The following is a 21,307-nucleotide window of genomic DNA, read 5'->3' on the forward strand; positions in this document are numbered from 1 at the left end:
CCGCTCGCGGGTGGCTACTGAACTGTGAAGGGAACGCCGGGGACCGAGTCCGGGAAGATCGGCACGGGCGCCTTCATCCATTTGGCGTAGAAGCTGGCCAGCTTGCCGTTCGACTTGATCTGGTCGATGAACTTGTTGGCCGTCTCGTTCCACTCCTTATCGCCGAGGCGGGTGCAGGCCCCGTTATACAGAGCGGTGAAGTGAAGCTTGGGCTCGAACCCGAGCTCCGGCTTTGCGGCGTTCAGGCGCTGCGGGTAGAAGCTGTTCGCGCCGACGGCCTGCACCTGGCCCGAGAGCAGCGCCTGGATCGTGGCCGCATCATCATCAAACCTGCGGATTTCAGTGCCCGCCGGAGCATTGTTGGTGACCTGGGTGTCCTGCGTGGAGGATCGGGGAACGCCGATCACGAACTTGGCCATGTCGGCATTGCTGTTGATCGGGGTTGCCTGGGCCGCCACCAGCGTAATCTCGTTGGCGACATATGGCTTGGAATATTGCACCGCCTTTGCGCGCTCGGGCAGCATGGCCATTGTCGCGAACAGAATGTCGACGCGGCCCGTGGTCAGCGCCGGAATACGATTGGCCACCGCGAGCGGAACGAACTCGGCCTTCACGCCGAGATAGTCGGCGAAGGCGCGGCCCATGTCGGCGTCGATGCCATCCTGCTTTCCCGAGCTGTCGACATAGCCCCAGGGAGGATTGTCGCCCTGAATGCCGATGACGACGACACCCTTCTTCTTCACATCGTCCAACGTGCCGGCCTGCGATTTGCCCGCGATGGCGACGGCCGCCAACGCCAGCAGCGCGGCTCCGAACTGGCGACGATTGGGTGAAAACAACATAAGTATCTCCTCCTGGTGATGGCTGTTTGTGATTGAATAGGTGCGCCGTTGCTACCTTTGGCTGGCCAGGGCGAGCCTGGCCTCCATCCGGCTGCCCCACCATGACAGGGGCCAGCAGAGGATGAAATACATCGCGCCGACCACGCCGAACACGAGCAACGGCTGGAAAGTCTGGTTCGATACGATTTGACCGGCGCGGGCGAGTTCGATGAAACCGACGATGGCGGCGAGCGACGTGCCCTTGATGAGCTGCACGAGATAGCCGATCGTCGCGGGCAGCGAGATGCGGATTGCCTGTGGCAGCACGATGTCGCGCATGCGGGACGAATAGTGCAATCCGAGCGCCATCGCCGCCTCGGTCTGGCCACGCGGCACGGCCTCAATCGCGCCGCGCCAGATCTCGCCAAGGAACGCGGAGGCATTCACGGTGAAGCCGATCGCCACCGCGACGAAGGCGTCGAGCTTCAGCCCGGTGAGCGCCAAGCCATAATACACGACGAAAAGCTGCAGCAGCAGTGGCGTGCCCTGGAATATCCCGATGTAGATGCGGGTGGCCCATTCCACGCCCTTGTGACCACAGGTGCGCAGCAATGCGACGGCCAGCCCCGCCGTGCAGCCGCCAGCGAATGCGACCAGCGTCAGCAGCACCGTCCATTGCAGCCCACGCAGCAGGAAGCCGAACTCGGGAAGACCAAAATGCGGTGTCATGATCGCCCCCTCAGCGTGTCGGATAAGAGAAGAAGCGGTGAGAGATCGCCGCAAAGCCCAGCATCAACAGCCAGGAGATCGCGAGATAGAGGAAGGTGACGGAGAAATACACCTCGAAGCTACGGAAGGTATCGCTTTCGATGCGCTGGGCAACCGACGTCAATTCGTAGGCTGATACCGCCGAACAGATCGACGAGGTCAGCGTCAGCATGATGAACTGGCCCGTGAGCGAGGGGTAGATCGCGCGAAGCGCGGGCTTGAGCACAATGAACCGGAACACCTGTCCTTTGTGCAGTCCGAGCGCGTAGCCGGCCTCCACCTGCCCTTTATGAATGGACTGCACCCCGCCGCGGATGATCTCGATGGCATAGGCACCGCCATTGACACCGAGAGCGATAATGGCGGTCGCGGTTGGATTGAGCTTCAACCCGATCAGCGGCAGCGCGAAGAACAGAAAGAAGATCTGCACCAGGAAAGGCGTATTGCGCACGACCTCGACGAAGCCGATCACGATGGCCCGCAACCAGGCCGCTTTCGAATCGCGTGCCGCGACGCCGGCGACGCCGATCACCATCGCGAGCGTCATGCCGGCGAGCGCCAGGCCCAATGTCCCCACGCACCCCCACAGCAGGGCGGGCATCGCATGCCAAACCACCGAGAAATCGAGCGTATAGCCCATTAAGCGTTTCCTCTCGGGCGTTGTGCGTGCCGCTCGCCCATCGGCCAGACATCACCCACCCAGGGATGCAAAAGTGGCGAAGAAGACGTCCGGATCAGGTGAGATGTCCGTGAACAGGCGAAATGCTTCGGTGCCCTGGAAGATCGCCATGCCACCACCGTCGACGGTGCGGCAGCCGCGGCTACGTGCCGTGCGCAGCAGGGCGGTTTCCAGCGGGAAATAGACGATCTCCGCGACCCACAGATCGGGACGCAGCAGATCCGTCGGCAGCGGCGTGCCTGGATACTTGTCCATGCCGATCGGCGTCGCGTTGACGATTCCATCGGCGGCAGCGACGTACGCGGCAACATCCTGGCCAGCCCTCAAGCGCCCCTCCGCAAATCGGGGAGACAAGCTATTTACCAAACTCTGCGCTTTGGCCAAGTCGACATCGACAATGGTCAGTTCCCGCACGCCGAGCTTCATGAGCGCGAACGCAACCGCCGCGCCCGCTCCGCCCGCGCCAAACTGGACGACCCGACCGAGCGGCGCACCCTGCATGTTGCGGCGAAAGTTCTCGGCAAAGCCGAACCAGTCGGTGTTGTGGCCGGTCATCCGACCGTTCCTGATGACCACGGTGTTCACGGCACCGAGCGCCTCGGCGTCGGGCGAAAGCTCGTCCAGGAGTGGGATGATGGCCTGCTTGCAGGGATGGGTCACGTTCAGCCCGTCAAAGCCCATCCGCTTTGCCGCCATCAGCAATTCCGGCAGCGCTTCTGCTCCAAGTTTCAACTCAGTCAAGTCAATCTTCTTGTAGAGATAGCGGATGCCGGCGGCGTCAGCAGCCGCTTCGTGCATGGGCGGAGTGCGCGACGCAGCAATGCCGCTGCCGATCAGGCCGACAAGGAAGCTGGGTTTGGGATGCATATTCGGTATCGCCCTTCAGCTCAAGGGGATGGTCAGTTCGGCGATGACCTGAGCCGTACTCGGCCGAACGCCGCGCCACCAGGCAAAAGCTTCAGCGGCCTGCTCGACCAGCATGCCGACGCCGTCGGCCAGCTTGGCGACGCTTTCGGCGCGGGCCGCTTGCAGAAAGGGAGTTAGCCCCTTGCCGTAGGCAAGTTCGTAGGCCAGTTTTGCACCGCGAAAGACATTGCGCGGAAGCGGCGGCATCTCGCCGCGCAGGCTGGCCGACGTCGCGTTGACCACGACGTCATAGCCCTCGGCAAGGTCGGCCAGCTCAGCGTAGCCGCTGACCATCAGGGGGCCGCAGCCCGCAAACTCTTCGGCCAATGCGACCGCCTTCGACAGCGTTCGGTTGACGAGAACCAGCTCGGACGGCTCCTGGCGCAGGAACGGCAGCAGCGCGCCACGCGCCGCCCCTCCAGCCCCGAGCATCAGGACGCGGCGGCCGGCCATCGAGACGCCGAGATTGACCGTGATGTCCCGTACAAGGCCGATCCCGTCGAAATTCTCGCCAATGATCCGATCGCCGACGAACTTCAGGCAGTTTACGGCGCCAGCTCGGTCGGCGCTCTCTGAAAGCTCGTTTGCGTAGGCGAAGGCATCGAGCTTGAACGGCGCGGTGATGTTCAGGCCCTTGGCGCCCTCTGTCCGGAACTGATCAACCCGTTCGTTGAAGCCATTGAGGGGCCCCTCGATCGCCTCATAGACAAGGTCCTGTCCTGTCATCCTGGCGAAAGTGCCATGGATGAGAGGTGATTTGCTGAAGCCGATCGGATTGCCGATCACCGCATAACGGTCGCTCATCGCTCACTCCTGCACTGCGACTTCGTTGTAGAGCACGCCGTCACGCACCATCGCCTCAACGAGATCGGCCGACAGGCCCAGCGACTGTGCAATCCGGCGATTGTCCTGGCCCAGCAGCGGCGCCGGCGTACGCACGGTGGTATCGCAATCGGAGAACCGGAACGGCAGGTTCGGCAACGTCACCTTGCCGAGCACGGGATGCTCCTGCTCGACCAGCATGCCGCGCGCCTGAATCTGCGGATCCTTCACGACCTCCTCGATGGTCTGCACGGGAGCCGACGGCACACCTGCTTCGTCGAGTGCGGCAAGACAGGCGTCCCGAGAGGGTTGCGACAGCGTCCAGGTGCGCACAATCTCCATCGCTTCGGCGTAATGCGCGTTGCGCGCAGCAGGCGTGGTGAAGCGTTGGTCGGATGCCAAATTGTCTCCCCCGATCAGGCTCGCCAATCGTCGCCAAGCATCGTCGACTTGCGCAGCGATGACAAGATTGCCGTCCTTGGCCGGAAACACGCCGTAGACGGTCGAGTCCGGCTGACCGCTGCCGGTCTGCTTCGGCAGGTCGGTCCCGCCGGAGAGGAAGTAGCGCTGCACGGCATAGTCGTGCATCGAGACCATGCAGTCGTACAGCGCGAGATCGATATGCTGGCCGCGACCGGACGACGCGCGGCCGACCAGCGCGGCATTGATCGCAGCCACGCCGTGAATGCCGGTATACATGTCGGCCAATGGCATCCGCAGCAGCGGCGGCGATTCGCCGGGATTGCCCAGTTGCGCCAGAGCGCCCGACATCGCCTCTGCGATCAGGCCGAAGCCCGGACGATCGGCATAAGGACCGGTGTGGCCATAGGCGGAGACCGAGCAGTAGATCAGTTTGGGATTGCGCGCCGACAGCGCCTTGTAGCCAAGCCCGAGGCGATCGAGCGCGCCGGGGCGATAGTTCTCGATGAAGACATCGGCCGTGTCGACCAGCTTCATCATCATGTCCAGACCGCGCTTGTCGCGCAGGTCGATGCACAGGCCCTGCTTGCCCATGTTCTGCTGCAGGAAGTAGCCGGATTGTCCGTCCTTGAAATAGCCATGGGCGCGGCCCGCATCGCCTTGCTTGGGACGCTCCACCTTGATGACCTCAGCGCCCATCGCGGCGAGGCAACGCCCCATGAACGGGCCTGCCAGGAAATGGCTGTAGTCGATGACGCGAATGCCTTTGAGAGGCAGATCTTGTGCGGTCATGCCTGCTCTCCCGCGGCGTTGGTCTTCGGGCGCATCGGAATCATCAGGCGGTGCTCGCCGAGCTGCACCACTTCGCCGCGCTGATTGATCAGCTCCGAGGGCAGCACCACGATGCCCCACCCTTCGCGCTTCGTGGCGCGCATCGAGCCAACGCGGAACTTGACGTGCACGGTGTCACCGAGCTTGATCGGCAGCTTGAAGTCCCAGGTCCAGCCCAGCGACATTCCCGGAAGGAAGCGGTAGTCGGCGCGGGTCTTCAAACCGTCGGCCAGCGACAGGCCAAACAGCCCGTGCGCGACGCGCGTGCCGAAGGGCGTGGTCTTGGCGTATTCCTCGTCGACATGAACAGGCGTGAAATCGCCTGTCAGTTCGGCATAGGCATTCACCATTGCTTCGGTGACCGTCACCGCGGGGGTGACGCATTCGTCGCCGACCTTGGCATCGTCCCAGTAGCGCTCATCGCTCATGTCGCGTGTTCCTTTAGGCCCGTGGATTGATCGCCAGCGCCGCTTCCACGGTGCCCGCGCTGGCTTGCAAGATTTCGACGTTCAGCCCGCCCGGCAGTTCGAGCCAGTTCGGCCCGGCGGGCAGCGCTTTGGCGCCCCACGCAGCAGCACGGGCGAGCACACCTTCGTAGTCGTCGACCATGATGCCGAGATGGGCGAGACGCCCCTCCGGTCCGACGAAGTTCGGATCCTCGATGAGTTGCACGCTTCCGAGCACCCATACCTGGCGCGGGCGCCCGCCTTCGGCCGCTTGCTCGTCGCGGATACCGAGGCCGAGCACCTGGCGGAAAAAATCGACGTGGCGGTCGACATCCGGCACCCGGATGGCAACGTGTTCGACATAGGCGCGGGGGAGCGTCATCGCCTCAGGCCTTTCCAGGATAGTCGGTGCGGGCATATTCCAGGCCCTTGACCAACGCAACGATGGTGGAATTCACGGGGGTGGGCATGTTGAGCTTGGCGCCCCAGCGCACGACCGAGCCGTGAATGTAATCGACCTCGGTCAGATTGCCCGATTGCAGGCTCTGCAGCATCGACGTCTTGAACTCGGGCGGCAGCCCGGCAGATGCCATGGTCCACGCGCGGCGCGGATCGGTGATCGAAATCTTCACGCCTGCGGCCTGCGCCACCATGATGCCCTCGGAAATCGCCGCGAGCGCACACTCTTCCAGGACCGGCAGTGAATAGAGGCCGCCATAAGTCAGCCCGGTAACGGCGGTGATTCCTCCTCCGGCGACGTTGATGAACAGCTTGTCCCACATCGTGCCCAGGATGTTGTCGCTGAGCAGCGTGAGAATGCCGGCACGATTGAACGTCTCGGAAATCCGCTGTGCGCGTTCGGTCAAGCGTCCATCGAGCTCGCCGATGATGGTTTCCTTGCCGACCACTCCGGAGCGAACATGACCCGGGCCGAGCAGCACGCCGCCAACATAGGTCTTTCCTGCCATGACCCTGTTACGACCGACTTCCTCCGCAAGGATGTCTTCGTGGCCAAGGCCGTTCTGCAGCGACATCACGACCGTCTGCGGCCCGATGATCGGCGCGGCCGCCCGGATCGCATCCCGCGTATGGTAGGATTTGACGAGGACGATGACGAGGTCCGCCACCCCACCGACCTCGGCCGCGGAGGTGCACGCGGTGACCTTTGCAATGCTCTCGACATCGCCTTCCAGCATGCGGAGGCCATGCGCATTGATCGCTTCGACGTGTGCACGGAACGGATCGATCAGGAAGACGTCTGCCCCGCCCCGCGCCAGCGTGCCGCCGATCGTCGAGCCCAAAGCCCCCGCTCCGACAAAGCAGATTCTCATCCGAACGCTTCTCCCTGCGCAACTTTTGGCGTTGGAAGCCCGGATAGCAGCCGGCGGAACATTTTGCTATTCTATGGGACTTATATTGATTATTGTGAATCGCAATGACGCGTCGTGACCTGCCCCACACCAACCTGCTCGACCCCCGCCTGCTCAGGCTGTTCGACGCGCTTTTCACCACGGGCAGCGTCACCAAGGCGGCCGAGAGGCTGGGTCAAAGCCAGCCGACGGTGTCGATCTGGCTTGCCCGCCTGCGGCAGGAACTCGACGATCCGCTGTTCGTCCGTTCGCCGGAAGGAATGCTGCCGACGCCTCGGGCCGAGGCGCTTATCGGCACCGCAAGGCAGGCACTGGAAATGCTGCGGCGGCTGGCCGAGCTGCGCACGGACTTCGATCCTGCCACCGCCAAACGGCGCTTCAGCATCTGCATGACGGACGCGAGCCATGTGACGCTGCTTCCAGCCATCCTCGCCCATGTTCGCCGCGTCGCGCCGGGCATCCGGATCGAGGCGGCGCAGATCGGCACGGATACTCCTCACATGCTTCAATCCGGCGAGGGCGATCTCGCGCTCGGCTACATCTCCGATCTTGATGCCGGCCATTTCCAGCAGGCGCTGTTTCCGCAGGATTGGGTCTGTTTGGCGAACGCTCAACATCCTCGCATCAAGGACCGCATCACGCTAAGAGATTTCAGGCGTGAGGCTCACGTGCTCATTCGGTCCGGCACGGGGCATCAGCTGCTCGCTGACGCCTCCCGCGAACAGGGGATCGAGCGGGACATCGCGCTGGAGCTGCCGGGCTTTCTCGGCCTACCCGCGATCGTCGGAACCACCGACCTGATCGCCACGCTGCCGCGCCACATCGGCGAAACCCTGGCACACTATTACGGGCTGCGCGTGCTCGCGTGCCCGCTACCAATCCCCAGCTTTACAGTCAAACAATACTGGCACGCCCGATTCCATCATGATCCCGCAAGCCAATGGTTGCGCGGGGTTTGCGCCGAGCTTTTCCAGCAACAGGACGTCCGCGGCCTGCATCGCTCAAGCCGACCGCCGAGACGCAAGCCGACTTGACTGGCGGCCATCGTGCCGATCGCGGAATGGGTCGTCTAGCATGGGAATTGCATAGTTCCTGAGCAAAACGGATTGCCTTATGAACCTGATCAGTCTCGATATCCGTATGCTCAGATCGTTGATCTCGGTTGTCGAGACCGGCAGCATCACCGAGACTGCGCGCCGGCTCGGCCGCACTCAACCGGCCATCACCTTGCAGCTGCAGCGGCTGGAGGAGCTGACCGGCAAGCAGCTCTTTCTCCATGGCGGGCGCCGGCTCACGCTGACCGAGGATGGCACCACGGTCCTGACCTACGCCAAGTCCATCCTGCGGCTGCACGACGAGCTGATCTCGCAGCTGGCCTCGCAGGAGATCGAGGGCCAGGTCGTCCTCGGCACGCCGGATCTCTACGCGGCCTTCATGCTGCCGTCGATACTCAGCGTATTTCGCAAATCCTTTCCGCGTGTACAGGTCGAGCTCAACTGTGCGCTCTCGACGCCGCTGGTCGGCCTCGTCAAGCGCGGCGACGTCGACATCGCGCTCGTCACCCGCATGAATGATTTCACCGGCGGCCAGGTGGTGCGCCGCGAGCAGCTCGTCTGGATGACCGGCGAGCAATCCGCCGCGCATCAGGAACGGCCGATTCCGCTCGCTCTGCTGCCCCCGGGCAACATCTATCGCGACTACGCGATCGACACGCTCGAGCGCGCGAACCTGCGCTGGCGCGTCGCCTGCGTCAGCGAAAGTGTCGGCGGCCTGCAGGCCGCGGCCTTCGCTGGCATGGCCGTCACCGTGCTCGGCCGCAGCGCGCTGGTCCCGGCGATGCGCGAGATCGGATCCAGCGAGGGATTGCCGCCGCTGCCGAAGATCGAGCTGCTGCTCTACAAATCGAGCGGCGCCACCTCAAAGGCGGCGACCGCGCTGCATGACTACCTCGCGCACTATTTGCGCCTCGACGAAGAGCTCAGCGGCCGCGGCATTCCGATCGAGCTGGGCTAGGCCGCCCAACGCTCGAAAACAACCCCATGCACAGTAGAACGGCCCTTGATTGCAAAGGGGTTTTTCGCGCGCTGGCGCTTCCCCCTCCGACTAGCGCAACGCAACCCGCGGCCAGAATTTTGCCCAGGGCTGCGCCTGCTCGAAGGCGGCCGCGATACGGAAGATTGTCGGCTCGTCGAGCCAGGGCGCGATGACCTGAAGCCCGATCGGCATGCCGTCGCGGTCGAAGCCGCAGGGCAGCGTCGCCGCCGGCAGACCGGCGAGATTGATCGGCCAGGTGAAAGGCGACCAGCCGAGATGCGGATCGACCTCGCGACCGTCGATCTTGCCGACGCCGATCTGCCCAGCCTCGAAGGCGGTGACAGCGACGGTCGGCGTCACCAGCGCATCGACGCGCTCGAACAGCTTGACGAAGGCACTGCGCGCCTGGCCGCGGCGGTAGCTCGCTTCGATATAATCCGTGCCGCTGTAGCGGCGGCCGGCGCTGACGATATTGCGATAATCCGCTTCGGAGCTGGCGAGATCGGCCGTCGTCTTGGTCGCGACCGCAGCGGCTTGTTCGGTGAAAGCGATGGGCTTCAGAGTATGCTCCAGGATGCCGGGGTCGAGACCGGGGCCATCCATGGTGACCTGCGCGCCCCAGGAATCGAGAATGGCGAGCGCCTTGCCAAAGGCCGCGCAGACGTCAGGGCTAACGGCGGCATAGCCGAGATCGGCGCTGGCGCCGATGCGAATGCCGTCCAGCCGGCCCGCATCCGTATCGAAACGGCGCGCGGACACCGGAAGGCTTGCGGCATCGCGCAAATCGTAAGCAGCGATGATCTCCAATGTCAGCGCGGCATCCGCGACCGTGCGCGTGATCGGCCCGGTATGAGCGAGCGAGGCCCAGGACGGCGGCGAGAATCCCGGCGAGCGCGGCACGAGGCCGAATGTCGGCTTGAACCCGAACACGCCGCAGAAGGACGACGGTACCCGGATCGAGCCGACGCCGTCGGTGCCGATCGCGATCGGTCCGCAGCCGGCAGCAACAGCTGCCGCCGCGCCGCCGCTCGACCCGCCGCTGGTACGACCGGGATTCCAGGGATTGCGCGTAACGCCGGTGACCGGGCTGTCGGCCGTCAGCTTGTAGCCGGACTCGCACGTGGTTGTCTTGCAGGTGATGATCGCGCCTGATGCCTTCAGCGCCGAGACCACGGCGGCATCGGCGTCGGGCACGAACGCCGTGTTCATCGGCGAGCCGGCATAGGCGGGCACGCCCGCGACGAAGACGAGATCCTTGATCGTAACCGGCACGCCTGCAAGAGGTCCCCTGGCGTCGCCCGCACGCATCTCCTTGGTGAGACGATCGGCCTCCGCCCTCGCCTGCTCATACATCGGCGTCACCACCGCATTGCAGGCTTCATCCGTGGCTTTGAGCGCGGCAATGGTGTCATCGACGACATCGCGCGGGGTGAATGCCTTGCGCCGATAGCCGGCCATGATCTCGGTTGCAGAAAGCGCGCCAAGGCCAGTCGGCGCCGGCGGGAACGCCGCTCGGCCGGAACCATCAATCATCATCAACCCTTAGAGAGCTAGCTGAGCGCCGCGTCGACGGCGCGCTTGGCCATCACCGTGACGAGATGCGCACGGTAATCGGCTTCGGCATGGATATCGGAGGTGAGGCCGTCGGTATTGATCTTGATCGCCGCAATCGCGGACGGATCGAAATTCTCCGACAACGCCGACTCCATCGGCGGCACGCGGAACACGCCCGGACCCGCGCCTGTTACGGCGACGCGGACGCCATCGGCGAATTTCGCGACGAACACGCCGACCAGCGCATAACGCGACGCCGGCGCCTTGAACTTTGCGTAACCCGCTTTCAGCGGCATCGGAAAACGGATCGCCGTGATGATCTCGCCCGGCTCGAGCGCCGTCTCGAACAGGCCCAGGAAGAACTTGTCGGCCGCGATCTCGCGCTTGCTGGTGATGATGGTGGCGCCGAGGCCGAGCACGCCGGCGGGATAGTCCGCCGCAGGATCGTTGTTGGCGACGGAACCGCCGATGGTGCCACGGCTGCGCACGGCGGGATCGCCGATCATCGAAGCCAGCGCCGCAAGGCCCGGGATTTTCGTTTGCACCAATTTTGATGCGGCCACCACCGCATGCGGCGTCATTGCGCCGATGGTGATCGTGGTGCCGCCGTCGGCAAGGCCCTTGAGCGAGCCCAGCTTCGACAGATCGACAAGTGCCGCGGGACTCGCCAGCCGCTGCTTCAGCGTCGGGATCAGCGTCATGCCGCCGGCGACGAGCTTGCTGTCCTCGATCGAGATCAGCAGCTTGGCGGCATCCGGGATCCCATCGGGCTGGTGATAGGCGAATGGTTTCATTGTTGTCCTCCCTATTCCGCCGCGACCGGCAGCGACGCGTTTTGCAGCAGGCGCCAGATCCGGTTCGGCGTCGCCGGCATGTCCACGTGAGTCACGCCGAGATGCGACAGCGCGTCGACGACCGCGTTGATGACGGCGGCCGGCGAGCCGATGGTGCCGACCTCGCCGCAGCCCTTCACGCCCATCGGCGTGTGCGTGCAGAGCGTCGAGTGGGTCGCAACCTTCATCATCGGCAGATGATCGGCGCGCGGCATGCAGTAATCCATCAGCGAGCCCGACAATAGCTGGCCGGAGCCTTCGTCATAGACCGCGTTCTCGAACAGCGCCTGGCCGACGCCCTGGACAATGCCGCCGTGAAGCTGCCCCTCCACGATCATCGGGTTGATGACCGTCCCGACGTCATCGACCGCGGTGTAATTGACCAGCGTCACCGTGCCGGTCTCCGGATCGACCTCGACCTCGGCGATGTGGCAGCCGCCGGGATAGGTGAAGTTGACGGGGTCGTAATAGGCCTGCTCTTCGAGTCCCGGCTCCAGCACTTCGAGCGGATAATTGTGGGGCACGTAGGCGGCGCCTGCGATCTCCTCGAAGGTCTTCATGCGGTCGGTACCGGCGACGGAGAACTTTCCGCTTTCGAAGTGAATGTCGGCTTCCGCCGCCTCGAGCAGATGTGAGGCGATCTTCTTGCCCTTGGCGATCACCTTGTCGGTCGCCTTCGACAGCGCCGCGCCTCCGACCACGAGGGAGCGCGAGCCATAGGTGCCCATCCCGAACTGCACGCGATCGGTATCGCCGAACACGATGTCGACATTCTCGAAGGCGACGCCGAGCTTGTCCGAGACGATCTGCGCAAAGGTCGTCTCGTGGCCCTGGCCGTGATTGTGGGTGCCGATCATGACCGTGACCTGGCCGGTCGGATGCACGCGTACGGTGGCGCTCTCGTAGAGGCCACCGCGCGCACCGAGGCGTCCGGCGAAGCGCGACGGCGCCAGGCCGCAAGCCTCGACATAGGTGGAGTAGCCGAGCCCGCGGAACCTGCCCTTGCGCGCGGAAGCCGCCTTGCGCGCACCGAAGCCCTTCACGTCGGCTGCGACCAACGCGCCGTCGAGGCAGCCCATGGGATCGCCGGAATCGTACTGCACCAGAACAGGCGTCTGATAAGGATACGCCTCTTTCGGGATCATGTTGCGACGGCGGATCTCGACGCGGTCGATCCCCATCTCGCTCGCTGCAACATCGACGATGCGTTCCAGCACGAAGGTCGCCTCGGGCCGGCCCGCGCCGCGATAGGCGTCGACGGGGACGGTGTTGGTGAAGACCACCTTCACGTTGCAGTAGATCGCCGGCGTGGTGTAGACGCCGCTGAGCAGCGGGCCGTAGAGATTGGTCGGAATGTTCGGCCCGAAGGTCGAGAGATAGCCGCCCATATTGGCAAGCGTGTTGACGCGGAAGGCGAGGAATTTTCCGTTTTCATCCAGCGCCAGCTCGGCCTCGGTGACGTGGTCGCGGCCGTGGCGATCGGAGACATAGCCCTCCGAGCGGCTCGCGACCCATTTCACCGGCCGCTTGACCCGCTTGGCGGCCCAGGTGATCACGGCCTCCTCGCCGTAATGGAACTGCTTGACGCCGAAGCCGCCGCCGACGTCGGGTGCGACCACGCGCAACTTGTGCTGCGGGATGTTCAGCACCAGCGCGCCCATCAGGAAGCGCACGACGTGCGGAAACTGGCTGGTGGTCCACAGCGTGAAACGGTCCGTGCCAGGCTCATACTCCGCGATCGCTGCGCGCGGCTCCATGGGATTGCCGATCAGGCGGTTGTTGACGAGGCTGAGCTTGGCGACATGCGCCGCTTTCCGGAACGCGGCCTCCACCGCGGCCTTGTCGCCGAGCTCCCAGTTGCAGCAGATGTTATCAGGCACGTCGTCGAACAGCTGCGGCGCACCGGGCCTGACGGCCTCGAGCACGCCGACCACGGACGGCAGCACCTCGTAATCGATCTTGAGCAGCTCGGCGCCCGCATTGGCCTGCTCCGGCGTCTCGGCAATCACGAAGGCGACCATGTCACCGACGAAGCGCACCTTGCCCTGCGCCAGCATCGGGAATGGCGGCTCCTTCATCGGCGTGCCCTTGGCGTCCGTGATACCCCAGCCGCAAGGCAGCGAACCCAGGCTGTCAGCCTTGACGTCGTCGCCGGTCAAGACCGCAATCACGCCAGGTGAGGCCAGCGCCGCGCTCTTGTCGATGCCTCGCAGCACCGCATGCCCGTGCGGCGAGCGTACGAACACGCCTGACGTCATGCCGGGGCGCTTGATGTCGGAGACGTAATTGCCGCGGCCGGTGAGGAAGCGCTGGTCTTCTTTCCGCTTCGGTGCAGCGCCGATGCCGATCACATTGCCCATGGTCACTCTCCCTTGGCGGCGTTCATGGCGGCAGCGCCTGCCATCACCGAGACGACGATGTTCTGGTAGCCGGTGCAGCGGCAGATATTGCCTTCAAGGCCATGGCGAACGTCGGCCTCGGTCAGATCAGGCTTCTCGGTCGCGAGTGCGACCGCCGTCATCAACATGCCCGGCGTACAGAAGCCGCATTGCAGACCATGATGCTCGCGGAATGCCTCCTGCATCGGATGCATCTGGTTCGAGCCGGGCGCGCCTTGCAGGCCCTCGATGGTGAGCAGTGTCGCGCCGTCGAGCGCGGGCGCCAGCAGCGTGCAGCTCTTCACCGGAAGCCCATCGAGATGGACCACACAGGCGCCGCACTGGCTGGTATCGCAGCCGATATGGGTGCCCGTGAGATTGAGCTGTTCGCGCAGCAACTCGGCAACGAGCGTCGCTGGCTCGACATCGACAGTGGTCGGCCGGCCGTTAAGTGTGAAGGATATCTGCACGGTCATACTCCTGTGCGCGACGAGGCTTTAGGCGAGTGGCAACGCGCTGCCGGTGGCCCATGTGGCCATCACGACATCGCCGACGGTGAAGGGATCTGCGAAGAAGGTTTTTTCCGGCACGTAGGCGACGAACTCGTCATCGGGCACGGTGTCGAGCATGACCTTGACGAAATAGCCCTGGTATTCGATCGCGAGCACGCGGCTCGGCAGGGACGTGGTATAGCCTGATGGCAAGTCCCTGCCCGGCCTGACAAGTGCGACATCGTCGCGGCGCACTGCGATATCGACCTGGTCGCCGACGTTGACGGTGGGCCGAGCCTGGAGCGGCACCTCGATGCCGGAAGGTGCCGCGAGCGTGAAGCTGGCACCGTTGACCTTCTCGACCCGGCCCGACAGCACATTCTGGCCACCCATGAACTCGGCGACATAGCGGTCGTGTGGATGGGCGTAGACATCGCGCGCGGCACCCGCCTGCTTGATCCTGCCCTGCTCCATCACCACCACGAGGTCGGCAAGCGCGATCGCCTCGAGCTGGGTGTGGGTGACATGGATGAAGGTGATGCCGAGCTCCTGCTGCATCCGCCTGAGCTCCTGGCGCATCTGGACGCGGAGCTGCTCGTCGAGCGCGGAGAGCGGCTCATCGAGCAGCAGCACGCGCGGCTCGGTGATGGCAGCGCGCGCCAGCGCGACACGCTGCTGCTGGCCGCCGGAGAGCTGCGCCGGCAGACGATCGGCGAACTGCGTCAGCCGCACCTTTTCGATCATGGCATCGGCCGCACGCAGGCGATCGGCCTTGGACTGGCCGCGGACACGCAAGGCAAAGGCGATGTTCTCGCGCACGGTCAGATGCGGGAACAGGGCGTAGGACTGGAACATCATCGCAGTGCGGCGCTGCACCGGCGCGAGCCCCACAACGTTCTGGCCGCCGATCACGATCTCGCCGGCTGTGGGGTCCTCGTGGCCGGCAATCATGCGCAGGATCGTGGTCTTGCCGCAGCCGGACGGGCCGATGAAGCAACAATAGGCACCGTCGTCGATCCTGAGATTGACGCCGTCGACCACGTTAGTCACGCCGTCAAAGCTCTTGCAGACACCCGCCAGTTCGATATCGCCGCGATCGTTCTTCATTCCTAACCCTTTGCCCGGCTGCCGCGCTTCTTCTGGATCAGTACGATGGTGCCGAGGCTTGCACCGATGACGATGAAGGAGACGATTGTGGTCACCGTGCCCAGCGCGTAGAGCGAGGGCGAGGTGACGTTCAGCGTCATGCTCCAGATCTCCAGCGGCAGCGTGTTCAGCGAGCCCGCGGTCTGGAGACTGCGAGCGAATTCGTCGTAGGACAGCGTGAAGCCGAACAAGGCCACCGCGACGAGGCCGGGCGCCAGGACCGGGATCATCACCAGCCGGACCGACTGCCAGCGGCTGGCGCCGAGATCATAGGCCGCCTCCTCCCAGGCATGGTTGAAGCGCGACATCACCGCGAACATCACCAGCACGCCGAACGGCAAGGTCCAGGATAGTTGTGCGCCAAGCGCCGAGGTGTACCAGCTCGCGTTCAGCCCCAAGGCCTGGAACAACAGACCCGTGCCAAGGCCGAGCACGAGGCCGGGCGCCACCAGGCTGCCGATCATCATGTAGAAGACGACGGTGTCGCCGCGGAAGCGCTTGCGAAAGCCGAGACCGGCCAAGAACGACACCACCACCGTGATGATGGTGACGATGACCGCGAGCTTGATCGAACGGTCGAAAGAGCCTTTGACGTCTCCGGTCCGCACCTGGGTGAAGAGATCGACGAACCAGTGCAGCGATTGTCCCTTCATCGGGAACACGAGGCCGCCGCGGATGTCCTGGAACGACAGGACGTAGATGCAGAACATCGGGCCGTAGAGCGCGATCACGTAGGCCGCGAACAGCGTCGCCAGCGCGTAGAAGGTCCAGGGACGACCGCCCTTGCTCGGCGCAATGGCCTTGGTCGATGCCGGCACCACCGTCTTGGAGGTCTCGGTCTTGGGCATGTCGGCAAGAACCGCGCTCATCGCGTGATCTCCTGCCTGATGTCGACGGTGCGCAGGATCAGCGAGACGATCGCAACCAACACCAGTGTCAACAGCACGGCGCTCGCCGCTGCGGTCGGATATTGCAGCACGCCGACGTCCTCATAGAACGCGCTGACCACGGAAGCCGAGCCGCCGCCGGACATCACCTTGACCACGAAGAAGTCGCCCATCACGATCGAGACCACGAAAATGGTGCCGAGTGCGATGCCGCTCTTGGACATCGGCACCACGATCAGGCGCATGATGTCGAGGCGGCTGGCGCCGGCGTCGATCGCCGCCTCGATCAGCTTCTTGTCGATCCGCGCCATGGAATTGAAGATCGGCACGATCATGAAGATCGTGAGCTGATGGACATAGGCAATGACGACAGCGAGGTCGGAGAACAGCAGGATTTCCAGCGGCTGACGGATCACGCCCATGGCGAGCAGCACCTGGTTGATCAGGCCTTCCTTGCCGAGCAGCGGGATCCAGGAAATCATTCGGATGATGTTCGAGGTCCAGAACGGCACGGTGCAGAGCAGGAACAGGCCGATCGCCAGCAATTGGTTGCGGACGTGAAACACCAGGAAATAGGCGACGAAGAAGCCGATGATCAGCGTGAAGATCCAGGTCAGCACCGTGAACTTGATGGTCGCCAGATACAACTTCAGCGTCAGTGCCGAATGCAGCACCTCGACATAGCTTGCCAGCGTGAAGCCGGGCGTCAGCCCGCCAAACCCATCGGTGGCAAAGAAGCTCGCGGCCAGCACGACCAGGATCGGCGCGACGAAGAACGGCACGAGCACCAGGACCAGCGGCGACACATAAAGCCAGCCGGCGAAATTGACGCGTGATGGGGTTTGACTGGGCTGCATCTCGACAAACGCCTTCGGTCCTTGCCGCCGGCGCGTCGCCGCGCCGGCTCTCGCTTACGTCAGGGAAAGCAGGTTTCAGGCCACTTTGAAGTCGTTCCAGCGCTTGTTCATGTAAGCCGCCTCGTCCATCAGCGTGTTCCAGCACGAGATGTTCTTGACGCGGTCGAGGAACGAGCCGCCGTCACGCTTGGTGCCGGCCTTCTCCATCGCAACACCGTAGGGATCATTGACGACTTCAGGTGCGGGCTGGCCCTCGTACCAGAACGCCCATTCGGCCGGCGTGAGGAATTTCTTCGCGGTCGACGGCACCGGACTGTAGTAGCCGTAGCGTGCGACGAAGCCGCCCTGCCAGCCGGACAGATACCAGTTGAGATATTCGTAGGCGGCGTCGAGCTTCTTGCCGGAAAGGTGCTTCATCAGGCCCATGCCGTTGCACCAGCCGCGATAACCTTCCTTGCCGTTCTTGACGTTCACGGGCGCGTAGACGCAGGGGATTTCCTTGACGCGCACCGCGGCGACTGCCGGCGACCACATCGACTGGATCACCACCTCGCCCGCGGCCATCAGCTGCACCGACTGGTCGAAGGTGGTCCAGGTCGCGCGAAACTGGCCCTGCTTCTTCAACTCGATCAGCTTGTTGCAGGTAAAGTCGATCTCCTCCTTGGTCATGTTGCCCTTGTTGCCGTACTTGATCAGCCCGGCACTCTCGAAGCAGAGCGCGGCGTCCATGATGCCGATCGCGGGCACGTCGAGGATCGCCGCCTTGCCCTTGAATTTAGGATCGATCAGGTCCTTCCACTCGGTCACTTCGTGGCCGACGAGGTCGGGACGATAGCCGATGGAGTCGGCGTTGTAGACCTGCGGCAGGAAGGTCGCCCATTCGGTGACGCCGTCGTTCAAATCGGTCGCATCAGGCTTGGCGATATACATGGCCTCATAGGGCGAGATGCCCTGGCGCGGGATCTTGTGGCCGTCGATCTCGCCCTTGGTGAAGATCGGCAGGATGTTGTCGAATTCCTTGATCTTCTTGACCTCGATGCCCTGGATGACGCCACGCTTTGCGGCGAGCTTGGCCTGCCAGCCCTCGAGGTCGGCGATGTCGACCGTATTAGGCTGGCTTATGAAGCGGTTGATGGCGGCTGAGGTGTCGAGGTTCTGCATCGTCACCTTGAAGCCGAGATCCTTGGCGGCCTGGTCGCCGATCGCCTTCACCACCGAATAGGAGACGCCGACATGGCGCAGCTCGATGTCCTTGATCTCCTGCGCCCAGATGGTCGGGAATCCGCGGATCGCGTCCGACCCCGCGGCTGCGCCCGCAACTGCAGCCGCACCCTTCAACAGCGTGCGCCGGCTCAGCTTTTTCGCAGACTTGACGTTAGCCTTGCCCCCCGTCTTGGCCCCCGTTCCCGCCGGATCGGAAGTGAACGTGCCCTTCGTCTCATCAGACATGGCAACCCTCGCTGGTTACGATGAACGCTTGCACCGATCGCCATTGATCGGCTGCGGATGTGATCCATGCGCGCGAGGCTAGGGGCGGGCATTTGCGAAGTAAAATTGGAAGTAAAAATTCGCGACATAAGCGCCGCTAATGGCTCAACTCTCTGCACGTCATCACGGCACGCGGCCCACGAAGGCAGCAGCGGTCGCGGGTCATCGATCACTCGCTCGCTTGCCAATTACCGCGCCGATCCGTTCGCCGCGGCGGGCATCTGGGAGAAGGTCACGATCACGGGATTTCTGCGGCGACAGGGCCGAACGTGACACGTCCTTGAGCTGGGCTACGCGATCACCTCCTCGCCGGTCACGCCTGAACGCGGATTCGCTTAAGCCGTCTCACACGCGAGCGACGAAACCGGATCGCCTGGCCGCAATTGCCAGTACACGACAAGGAGACAGAGCCCGCCGATCGCCGCCAGCGCGCCGCCGACGATCGCGAGAGCCGAGCCGAGAGTGCCCTGGAAGAATTGCGCGGCAACAACGGCGACCAGCGTCGGCGCGATCGCCGTTCCGGTAATGCCGACCCAGGCGAAATGGACCGCCGTGATCTTGCCGATCGCAGCTCCAGGCGACAGATGCACGATCGTCGATGTGCCGATGGTGAACAGGCTCGCGGCCAGAAGATTGAAGACAGCGAGCAGCATCCAGACCGCAACGATGGACCCCGCGACCGGAACAAGGACTGCCGGTAGGAAGATCAGCGCCGAGATCCCCACACCCAGGGCCGGGATCGCCGGCAATCCGAACCGGCGATAGACGGCATCGACGAGAAAGCCGGCGATGAACTGGCTGGCTGTGCTGAGAAACAGGACGATGAGACCATAGGTCAGTCCGATCTCGCCGGCCGGAAGCTTCCACACGCGCCCGAGAAAGGCCGGTATCCAGGACGAGTACGCCACCGACAACATGATCGTTGCGGCATTCGCCAGAAACAGCGGGACGAAAACGAGCCAGCGATCGCGAACGGCTTCGAAGGCGTCCCTGAGCGCGATGGGTTGACCCGTTCCGACGGACCGCCTCGCCGGCTCCTTGAACGTGTAGACGAGCAAGGCGACCGGTAGCGCAATCGCGCCGCACATGATCAGCACGAGCTGCCATGAGCGAACGGTGATCCCCAGCAAGGGTAGCACGTAGCTTCCGCTCTCCCCCACGAAGTGAAGAATTGCGCCGCCGCCCAATAGCGCCAGCCCGCCGCCGATGCTCGCGCCCATGGCCCAGATCGCGACGGCCCGCCCGCGAAACCGGGGATGGAAGGCGTCTCTGACCAGCGACATGCTCGAAGGTCCGCAGGTGGCTTCACCTGCTCCAACGCCGCAGCGGCCAAGAAAGAGGCCTGCATAGGTGGTGACGGAGCCGCAGAGCATCGTCGAGATGCCCCACACGGTCATCCCCATGGCCAGGACCCGCCGACGCGGGAAACGATCGACCAGCATGCCGACGAACCATCCGCCGACCGCGTAGGTGATGATGAAGGCCGCTCCGATCAGTAAGCTCATCAGCGTGTCTGAAATCTGCAGGTCGCGCTTGATCGGCTGCACCAAGAGCGGCAGTGCTGCGCGATCGATGAACGCAACAGCATTCACGAGACACAGGACGCCAACCAACCACCAATCACCGAGTTGAGGCCGCTCGACTTCTTGTTCGGTTTCCATGCGTTTCCTTCTCTCCCTGACGTCATTGCGCCCGTTTCACTTCGCTTGAGCGGCCATCTCGCGAACGACCGCGTTGAATTTCGAGGGAGCTTCAAGCTTGAGAATGTGACCGCAATCCTCGAATGGATACGATGTCGCCCGAGGTGCGGCGGCGAGGAGCCGTTCGGCGTGATCCTGCTGCGGCGCGACCTGATCGCGCGTGCCGGAGAGGATGGCGATCGGGCAGCGCACCTCGGAGATGATGTCGGGCGTGTAAACGGTGAACGTTGACCGGATCGCCTGTCGCCAACCCTCGGTCGTCATTGCGTCGCGCAGGCGCTCAACGTGCTGCCGGACCAGTGCCGGCGTGTCCGGTGTCAGCAGCCTGTCCGCGATGGTCGCACGCGGCACCGGGATGTTGACGTCCGCCGTACGAAGCCAGGCGTTGAGCTCGGCGGTACGCGTATCGCCGACGAGATGACCTCTGGCGGTGTTGGGTGCCGATAGAACAAGGCTGCCGACCAGCGCGGGATATCGTCTGGCGAAAGCCGTCGCGACAATGCTCCCCCAGGAGCTGCCGACCAGCGCCGCCAGCCGGCGCACGCCGAGCGCACGCAGCAAACCTTCCACTGCGCTCGCGTAGTCGTCGATCTTTGCGTCCTGCCCCGGGATTGGTGAGCTTCCACCGAAGCCGGGGGCGTTCCAGGCGATCACGTGGAAATCGCGTGATAGCCCGGCGAACTGCGCGCGGTATCCTGCCGAACTGGAGCCCAGCCCGTGCAGCATCAGCACCGCAGGATTGTTCGGGTCTCCGGCGGCGCGATATTCGATCTGGCCCTGCTGCCCGGAATAGATCGATGACGCGACATCGACCCGGGCGAGCGCCGGCAGCTCCTGTCTGAGCAGCTCGGCATCGGCCGGAGACAAATCAGCCAT

Annotated in this window: 21 protein-coding genes and 1 pseudogene; 3 read left to right on the top strand and 19 right to left on the bottom strand. The window is 64.0% G+C overall.

The features are described from left to right. Window positions 1–14: 14 nt before the first annotated feature. Genes AOQ71_RS22415 through AOQ71_RS22455 form a run of 9 tightly spaced genes read right to left on the bottom strand, consistent with a single transcriptional unit; the run spans window position 15 to window position 7,024 of the window. Window positions 15–842, bottom strand: a complete 828-nt coding sequence (locus AOQ71_RS22415; protein ID WP_057751116.1) for a transporter substrate-binding domain-containing protein — start codon at window positions 840–842, stop codon at window positions 15–17. Between the two features lie 51 nt (window positions 843–893). Continuing rightward, a complete protein-coding gene (locus AOQ71_RS22420; protein ID WP_057751119.1) occupies window positions 894–1,550 on the bottom strand; it encodes an amino acid ABC transporter permease in 657 nt (218 codons plus the stop codon). Window positions 1,551–1,560: 10 nt separating this feature from the next. Continuing rightward, window positions 1,561–2,229: an amino acid ABC transporter permease gene (locus AOQ71_RS22425; protein WP_057751122.1), complete on the bottom strand. Its 669-nt coding sequence runs from the start codon at window positions 2,227–2,229 to the stop codon at window positions 1,561–1,563. Between the two features lie 51 nt (window positions 2,230–2,280). Continuing rightward, window positions 2,281–3,135 carry a shikimate dehydrogenase gene (locus AOQ71_RS22430; protein ID WP_057751125.1) on the bottom strand — a complete coding sequence of 285 codons (855 nt, stop codon included), beginning with the start codon at window positions 3,133–3,135 and terminating at the stop codon, window positions 2,281–2,283. 15 nt (window positions 3,136–3,150) lie between these two features. Then, the gene (gene aroE, locus AOQ71_RS22435) at window positions 3,151–3,978 is read right to left on the bottom strand and encodes a shikimate dehydrogenase (protein WP_057751128.1); all 828 of its coding nucleotides are present in this window, start codon (window positions 3,976–3,978) and stop codon (window positions 3,151–3,153) included. Between the two features lie 3 nt (window positions 3,979–3,981). Then, a complete protein-coding gene (locus AOQ71_RS22440) occupies window positions 3,982–5,208 on the bottom strand; it encodes a CaiB/BaiF CoA transferase family protein (RefSeq protein WP_057751131.1) in 1,227 nt (408 codons plus the stop codon). After that, window positions 5,205–5,675: a MaoC family dehydratase gene (locus tag AOQ71_RS22445; protein ID WP_057751134.1), complete on the bottom strand. Its 471-nt coding sequence runs from the start codon at window positions 5,673–5,675 to the stop codon at window positions 5,205–5,207. Before AOQ71_RS22445 ends, AOQ71_RS22440 begins: the two co-directional genes overlap by 4 nt. A 13-nt stretch (window positions 5,676–5,688) precedes the next feature. Then, entirely contained in the window at window positions 5,689–6,075 is a 387-nt protein-coding gene (locus AOQ71_RS22450; protein ID WP_057751137.1) for a VOC family protein, read from the bottom strand. Between the two features lie 4 nt (window positions 6,076–6,079). After that, window positions 6,080–7,024, bottom strand: coding sequence for a ketopantoate reductase family protein (locus tag AOQ71_RS22455; protein WP_057751140.1), 945 nt, complete (start codon window positions 7,022–7,024; stop codon window positions 6,080–6,082). A gap of 104 nt (window positions 7,025–7,128) precedes the next feature. Here AOQ71_RS22455 and AOQ71_RS22460 point away from each other — a divergent pair, with 104 nt between their 5' ends. Next, window positions 7,129–8,097, top strand: coding sequence for a LysR family transcriptional regulator (locus tag AOQ71_RS22460; protein WP_057751143.1), 969 nt, complete (start codon window positions 7,129–7,131; stop codon window positions 8,095–8,097). 79 nt (window positions 8,098–8,176) lie between these two features. Beyond that, on the top strand, window positions 8,177–9,076 hold the full coding sequence (locus tag AOQ71_RS22465; protein ID WP_057751146.1) for a LysR substrate-binding domain-containing protein: 900 nt from the start codon (window positions 8,177–8,179) through the stop codon (window positions 9,074–9,076). A 90-nt stretch (window positions 9,077–9,166) separates the two neighbouring features. Here AOQ71_RS22465 and AOQ71_RS22470 read toward each other — a convergent pair whose 3' ends face one another. The 8 genes from AOQ71_RS22470 to AOQ71_RS22505 form a co-directional block, all read right to left on the bottom strand. Next, on the bottom strand, window positions 9,167–10,630 hold the full coding sequence (locus tag AOQ71_RS22470) for an amidase (RefSeq protein WP_057751409.1): 1,464 nt from the start codon (window positions 10,628–10,630) through the stop codon (window positions 9,167–9,169). Window positions 10,631–10,647: 17 nt separating this feature from the next. Next, the gene (locus AOQ71_RS22475; protein ID WP_057751149.1) at window positions 10,648–11,445 is read right to left on the bottom strand and encodes an FAD binding domain-containing protein; all 798 of its coding nucleotides are present in this window, start codon (window positions 11,443–11,445) and stop codon (window positions 10,648–10,650) included. Window positions 11,446–11,456: 11 nt separating this feature from the next. After that, on the bottom strand, window positions 11,457–13,844 hold the full coding sequence (locus AOQ71_RS22480; protein ID WP_057751150.1) for a xanthine dehydrogenase family protein molybdopterin-binding subunit: 2,388 nt from the start codon (window positions 13,842–13,844) through the stop codon (window positions 11,457–11,459). 2 nt (window positions 13,845–13,846) lie between these two features. Then, entirely contained in the window at window positions 13,847–14,338 is a 492-nt protein-coding gene (locus AOQ71_RS22485; RefSeq protein ID WP_194479802.1) for a (2Fe-2S)-binding protein, read from the bottom strand. A gap of 21 nt (window positions 14,339–14,359) precedes the next feature. Further along, window positions 14,360–15,460: an ABC transporter ATP-binding protein gene (locus AOQ71_RS22490; protein ID WP_057751153.1), complete on the bottom strand. Its 1,101-nt coding sequence runs from the start codon at window positions 15,458–15,460 to the stop codon at window positions 14,360–14,362. A 2-nt stretch (window positions 15,461–15,462) separates the two neighbouring features. Beyond that, a complete protein-coding gene (locus tag AOQ71_RS22495) occupies window positions 15,463–16,368 on the bottom strand; it encodes an ABC transporter permease (protein WP_057751156.1) in 906 nt (301 codons plus the stop codon). Then, on the bottom strand, window positions 16,365–17,243 hold the full coding sequence (locus tag AOQ71_RS22500) for an ABC transporter permease (protein WP_057751159.1): 879 nt from the start codon (window positions 17,241–17,243) through the stop codon (window positions 16,365–16,367). The genes AOQ71_RS22495 and AOQ71_RS22500 overlap by 4 nt, the downstream gene beginning before the upstream one ends. 75 nt (window positions 17,244–17,318) lie before the next feature. Then, window positions 17,319–18,692, bottom strand: a complete 1,374-nt coding sequence (locus tag AOQ71_RS22505) for an ABC transporter substrate-binding protein (RefSeq protein ID WP_057751162.1) — start codon at window positions 18,690–18,692, stop codon at window positions 17,319–17,321. A gap of 234 nt (window positions 18,693–18,926) precedes the next feature. Between AOQ71_RS22505 and AOQ71_RS48310 the strand changes: the two are divergent. After that, a pseudogene (locus AOQ71_RS48310) lies at window positions 18,927–19,004 on the top strand (YciI family protein); the annotation flags it as partial. Window positions 19,005–19,066: 62 nt separating this feature from the next. On the opposite strand, the gene AOQ71_RS22510 reads toward AOQ71_RS48310, so the two are convergent. Further along, a complete protein-coding gene (locus tag AOQ71_RS22510; protein ID WP_083514409.1) occupies window positions 19,067–20,392 on the bottom strand; it encodes an MFS transporter in 1,326 nt (441 codons plus the stop codon). A 36-nt stretch (window positions 20,393–20,428) separates the two neighbouring features. Further along, on the bottom strand, window positions 20,429–21,307 hold the full coding sequence (locus AOQ71_RS22515; protein ID WP_057751168.1) for an alpha/beta fold hydrolase: 879 nt from the start codon (window positions 21,305–21,307) through the stop codon (window positions 20,429–20,431).

This window comes from Bradyrhizobium manausense, from assembly GCF_001440035.1.
Classification (GTDB): domain Bacteria; phylum Pseudomonadota; class Alphaproteobacteria; order Rhizobiales; family Xanthobacteraceae; genus Bradyrhizobium; species Bradyrhizobium manausense.

Bases quoted from the DNA above. Each gene is read 5' to 3' on its own strand.
- AOQ71_RS22415 (WP_057751116.1), bottom strand. From the start codon at position 842: ATGTTGTTTTCACCCAATCGTCGCCAGTTCGGAGCCGCGCTGCTGGCG.
- AOQ71_RS22420 (WP_057751119.1), bottom strand. From the start codon at position 1,550: ATGACACCGCATTTTGGTCTTCCCGAGTTCGGCTTCCTGCTGCGTGGG.
- AOQ71_RS22425 (WP_057751122.1), bottom strand. From the start codon at position 2,229: ATGGGCTATACGCTCGATTTCTCGGTGGTTTGGCATGCGATGCCCGCC.
- AOQ71_RS22430 (WP_057751125.1), bottom strand. From the start codon at position 3,135: ATGCATCCCAAACCCAGCTTCCTTGTCGGCCTGATCGGCAGCGGCATT.
- aroE (WP_057751128.1), bottom strand. From the start codon at position 3,978: ATGAGCGACCGTTATGCGGTGATCGGCAATCCGATCGGCTTCAGCAAA.
- AOQ71_RS22440 (WP_057751131.1), bottom strand. From the start codon at position 5,208: ATGACCGCACAAGATCTGCCTCTCAAAGGCATTCGCGTCATCGACTAC.
- AOQ71_RS22445 (WP_057751134.1), bottom strand. From the start codon at position 5,675: ATGAGCGATGAGCGCTACTGGGACGATGCCAAGGTCGGCGACGAATGC.
- AOQ71_RS22450 (WP_057751137.1), bottom strand. From the start codon at position 6,075: ATGACGCTCCCCCGCGCCTATGTCGAACACGTTGCCATCCGGGTGCCG.
- AOQ71_RS22455 (WP_057751140.1), bottom strand. From the start codon at position 7,024: ATGAGAATCTGCTTTGTCGGAGCGGGGGCTTTGGGCTCGACGATCGGC.
- AOQ71_RS22460 (WP_057751143.1), top strand. From the start codon at position 7,129: ATGACGCGTCGTGACCTGCCCCACACCAACCTGCTCGACCCCCGCCTG.
- AOQ71_RS22465 (WP_057751146.1), top strand. From the start codon at position 8,177: ATGAACCTGATCAGTCTCGATATCCGTATGCTCAGATCGTTGATCTCG.
- AOQ71_RS22470 (WP_057751409.1), bottom strand. From the start codon at position 10,630: ATGATTGATGGTTCCGGCCGAGCGGCGTTCCCGCCGGCGCCGACTGGC.
- AOQ71_RS22475 (WP_057751149.1), bottom strand. From the start codon at position 11,445: ATGAAACCATTCGCCTATCACCAGCCCGATGGGATCCCGGATGCCGCC.
- AOQ71_RS22480 (WP_057751150.1), bottom strand. From the start codon at position 13,844: ATGGGCAATGTGATCGGCATCGGCGCTGCACCGAAGCGGAAAGAAGAC.
- AOQ71_RS22485 (WP_194479802.1), bottom strand. From the start codon at position 14,338: ATGACCGTGCAGATATCCTTCACACTTAACGGCCGGCCGACCACTGTC.
- AOQ71_RS22490 (WP_057751153.1), bottom strand. From the start codon at position 15,460: ATGAAGAACGATCGCGGCGATATCGAACTGGCGGGTGTCTGCAAGAGC.
- AOQ71_RS22495 (WP_057751156.1), bottom strand. From the start codon at position 16,368: ATGAGCGCGGTTCTTGCCGACATGCCCAAGACCGAGACCTCCAAGACG.
- AOQ71_RS22500 (WP_057751159.1), bottom strand. From the start codon at position 17,243: ATGCAGCCCAGTCAAACCCCATCACGCGTCAATTTCGCCGGCTGGCTT.
- AOQ71_RS22505 (WP_057751162.1), bottom strand. From the start codon at position 18,692: ATGTCTGATGAGACGAAGGGCACGTTCACTTCCGATCCGGCGGGAACG.
- AOQ71_RS22510 (WP_083514409.1), bottom strand. From the start codon at position 20,392: ATGGAAACCGAACAAGAAGTCGAGCGGCCTCAACTCGGTGATTGGTGG.
- AOQ71_RS22515 (WP_057751168.1), bottom strand. From the start codon at position 21,307: ATGGCTGATTTGTCTCCGGCCGATGCCGAGCTGCTCAGACAGGAGCTG.